This is a genomic window from Clostridia bacterium (assembly GCA_036562685.1).
Lineage (GTDB): Bacteria > Bacillota > Clostridia > Christensenellales > DUVY01 > DUVY01.
Map to the genome: position 1 here is coordinate 1 of DATCJR010000203.1, position 3265 is coordinate 3265.

Below are 3265 nucleotides of genomic sequence, written 5' to 3' on the forward strand. Positions count from 1 at the left end.
AATCTAAAAGACAATCCTACTGTGAATATTGCAACTATTCAGATGAACTATCCGTCAGAATCAAAATGGGAAAGTTCTCAATCAGATATTTTTGATGAAAATTACGATATGACTTTAACAGCTATTGAAAACGGAGCGCAAATCATTATATGGCCTGAAACCACCATAACAAGTCCTTTAGAAGGTACATCTTATTACTTTAATTTGATGCAATTAGCTGAGCAAAAGCATGTATGTATATTTGTTGGCGGATTCCGTCAAGATGAAGAATTCAGATTATATAATTCGATTTATGGATTTTTTCCTGATAGACAAAATGTTACGTATTACAACAAACGTCAGCTTATACCTTTTGGAGAATTCTTGCCTTTTGAAGATTTTTTAAATAAATTTGAAGTCTTTCAACAGCTTAATTTAGCTGACAATAGTATAACAAGAGGCAATAAAAGCGTAGTATTTGAAACGGAATATGGAAACTTCAGCGGGCTTATATGCTTTGATTCTTTGTTCCAAAGATTTTCTTATGAGTCAGTGCGTAAAGGTGCTCAAGTTTTGTTTGTAGTAACCAATGACTCATGGTATATAGATTCTCAATCAATACATCAGCATTATGGACATGCTGTTTTGCGCGCAGTAGAAAACAACAGGTACTTGATAAGGTCAGCTAATGCCGGAGTTTCTGGTGTAATATCAAGCACTGGACGCACTATTCAAGATTTGCCTACACATACAAGCGGCTATATTCTAAAAAAAGTGCCTTTAAATAATCAAAAGACATTATATACACTAACAGGCGATGTAATAGCATATATTGCTTTGGGGGCGATATTGGCTGCCTTTATATACTTTAGATTTTTTGTAAAGATAAAATTATTAATAAGTGCTTAATTCCTATAATGTTTTTTTGCAATACAAAAGTTCAAATCAATGTTAAAAAATAAAGTGGTAATATATTTTTTTTAAAAATTAATAAAATTTAATTTTATATTAATGAATGCTTAATCTAGTTTTGACATGTATATGATATAATGAAAAAAACATCAAAATTAAGATAGGAGTATTTGGGCTTATGAGTTCTATGGCTTTTGGAGCAGATTTTTGGAATGAATTTGTTAGATTATTTACTGGAATGGGAGTGGCTGCAGGAATTTGTATCGTCCTTGGTCTAATTCTTGTAATAATAGAAATTTTTCAGCCTGGATTTGGTTTTTTTGGCGGACTTGGCACATTGTTGATTATTGCCGGTATTGTCATTCGAATGCTTCAGGGCGGAAGCCTTTTGATGCTGTTTATCATGATATTTATTGTAGTAGTAATTTTGCTGGGTGCTTTCTTGATAATGGTAAGGTCAATGAAGTACGGATGGCTGTCTCGAACAGATCTTATCCAGACAGGAACAGCAGTAAGTCCCGAACGCTCCGAGGCCACACAAGATTTTAGTAAGCTCGTTAATCGCACAGGAAAAACAACTACACCGTTAAGACCTAGCGGCAAGGCTGTTATTGACGGTACTGTATATGATGTTGTCGCACAAGGCGCTTTTATAGATGTGAACAAAGATATAAAAGTTGTTGAGGTTGAAGGCGTAAGGATAGTAGTTTTGGAACAATAAAATATCAAACTCAATTTTTATTAAGAAAACAGAAGAAATTTATTTTCAAAAAAACAAAAGAATATTTAATTTTTGTTTTATAGGTATTATTTTGTCCGATTATGTATATTAAAATAAATACTTTTTTTAAAGGAGACTTCAATATGGAATGGTGGATTTGGCTCATAATTATTATAGTAGCATTTTTATTAATGTTCGTAACAGCAATTTTCCCTATGGGAACATGGTTTACAGCGGCTGTTTCAGGTGCCTATGTTTCTGCAGGTAAGCTTATTGGAATGAAGGTAAGACGTCTAAGATACAAAACAATAATTGACGCATATATAAAAGCTAGAAAGGCAGGACTTGATATAAGCATTGATGATTTGGAAACTCATTATATGGCGGGCGGTAACGTTATATCCGTAGTTGACGCTTTGATAAGCTCGCACAGCGCCAATATTAACTTGACCTTTGCAGCTGCTAGAGCAATTGATTTGGCAGGCCGTGATGTCTTTAATGCGGTTAAAATGAGTGTTAGCCCTAAGGTTATCGAAACGCCTTTTATATCCGCTGTTGCAAAAGACGGTATCGAGCTAAAAGTTAAAACACGTATAACGGTAAGAGCCAACATAGCAAGACTTATTGGCGGTGCTGGAGAAGAAACAATAATAGCCCGTGTAGGTGAAGGTATTGTAACTACGGTAGGCTCATCTGTTTCACATAAAGATGTTCTGGAAAACCCTGACCTAATCAGCAGAACAGTGCTTAACAAAGGCTTGGATGCAGGTACAGCGTTTGAAATTTTGTCAATTGATATTGCAGATATAGATATCGGCAGAAATATAGGTGCGCAGCTTCAAACAGATCAAGCAGAAGCAGACAAACGCATAGCTCAAGCAAAAGCCGAAGAAAGACGCGCTATGGCTATCGCTTTAGAACAGGAAATGAAAGCGAAGACTCAAGAAATGCGCGCCAATGTCGTAGCTGCTGAAGCAGAAGTTCCCAAGGCAATGAGCGAAGCCTTAAGAAAAGGCACTCTTGGCGTAATGGACTATTACAATATGCAAAACATCATTTCAGATACCAATATGCGTAATAGTTTAGGCGGCGTAGATAAGGATTCAAAGAAAAAGGAATAATGATATGGTAACTTTTCTTGCCCAAGATTTTATATCCTTTGTACCATTGATTGTGGTGTCAATGGCTATATTCTTTGTTTTTTTGATTGTTTATTTTATCGCTAAGGCTACTAAAAACAATGATGTCAATGGTCGTGACCAAAAATCGACAGGATTTTTTAGGGGACTTTTGGATGAAATAAATAACGAATTTGGGCAAAAGCAAAAATCAAATTCATCCGTTGATTTTGATAAAAAGTCTAGCCAAAGAATAAAAAGCCAAACTAAAAATATTTCGGTTGAATCCGAGGTTTCTAATCATACAGTAAATATACAAAATCCAAATCCTTTATCTGCGGAAGAAGATACGGAAAAGGAAAGCGACATAATGCAAGAAATGCTTCAGGATAAAGATATTTTATCCAAATTTATTTTAGGCGAAATAATTATGACGCCAAAAGCCAAAAGAAAAAATATAAGAAGATAAAAGATAAGCGGTTTGGGGAAATTCCAAACCGCTTTTTTTATTCCTCATTTTGAGATAATAATCTTT

The 3265-nt window shown here is 34.7% G+C and carries 4 protein-coding genes; all 4 read left to right on the forward strand.

Features of this window, described 5'->3' with window-relative positions; translation table 11 throughout:
• Positions 1 to 888, forward strand: an 888-nt coding sequence (gene lnt / locus VIL26_08705) for an apolipoprotein N-acyltransferase (GenBank protein HEY8391005.1), incomplete at its 5' end; no start/stop codon positions are given.
• A gap of 181 nt (positions 889 to 1069) precedes the next feature.
• Entirely contained in the window at positions 1070 to 1612 is a 543-nt protein-coding gene (locus tag VIL26_08710; protein ID HEY8391006.1) for an NfeD family protein, read from the forward strand.
• Positions 1613 to 1755: 143 nt separating this feature from the next.
• Positions 1756 to 2733 (forward strand): flotillin-like protein FloA, encoded by a 978-nt coding sequence (gene floA / locus VIL26_08715; GenBank protein HEY8391007.1) that lies wholly within the window; start codon positions 1756 to 1758, stop codon positions 2731 to 2733.
• A gap of 4 nt (positions 2734 to 2737) precedes the next feature.
• Positions 2738 to 3199, forward strand: coding sequence for a hypothetical protein (locus VIL26_08720; GenBank protein HEY8391008.1), 462 nt, complete (start codon positions 2738 to 2740; stop codon positions 3197 to 3199).
• Positions 3200 to 3265: the final 66 nt, after the last annotated feature.

What these genes read in the sequence shown, in the direction of transcription:
- VIL26_08710 (HEY8391006.1), top strand. Translation starts at nt 1,070, where the DNA reads ATGAGTTCTATGGCTTTTGGAGCAGATTTTTGGAATGAATTTGTTAGA.
- floA (HEY8391007.1), top strand. Translation starts at nt 1,756, where the DNA reads ATGGAATGGTGGATTTGGCTCATAATTATTATAGTAGCATTTTTATTA.
- VIL26_08720 (HEY8391008.1), top strand. Translation starts at nt 2,738, where the DNA reads ATGGTAACTTTTCTTGCCCAAGATTTTATATCCTTTGTACCATTGATT.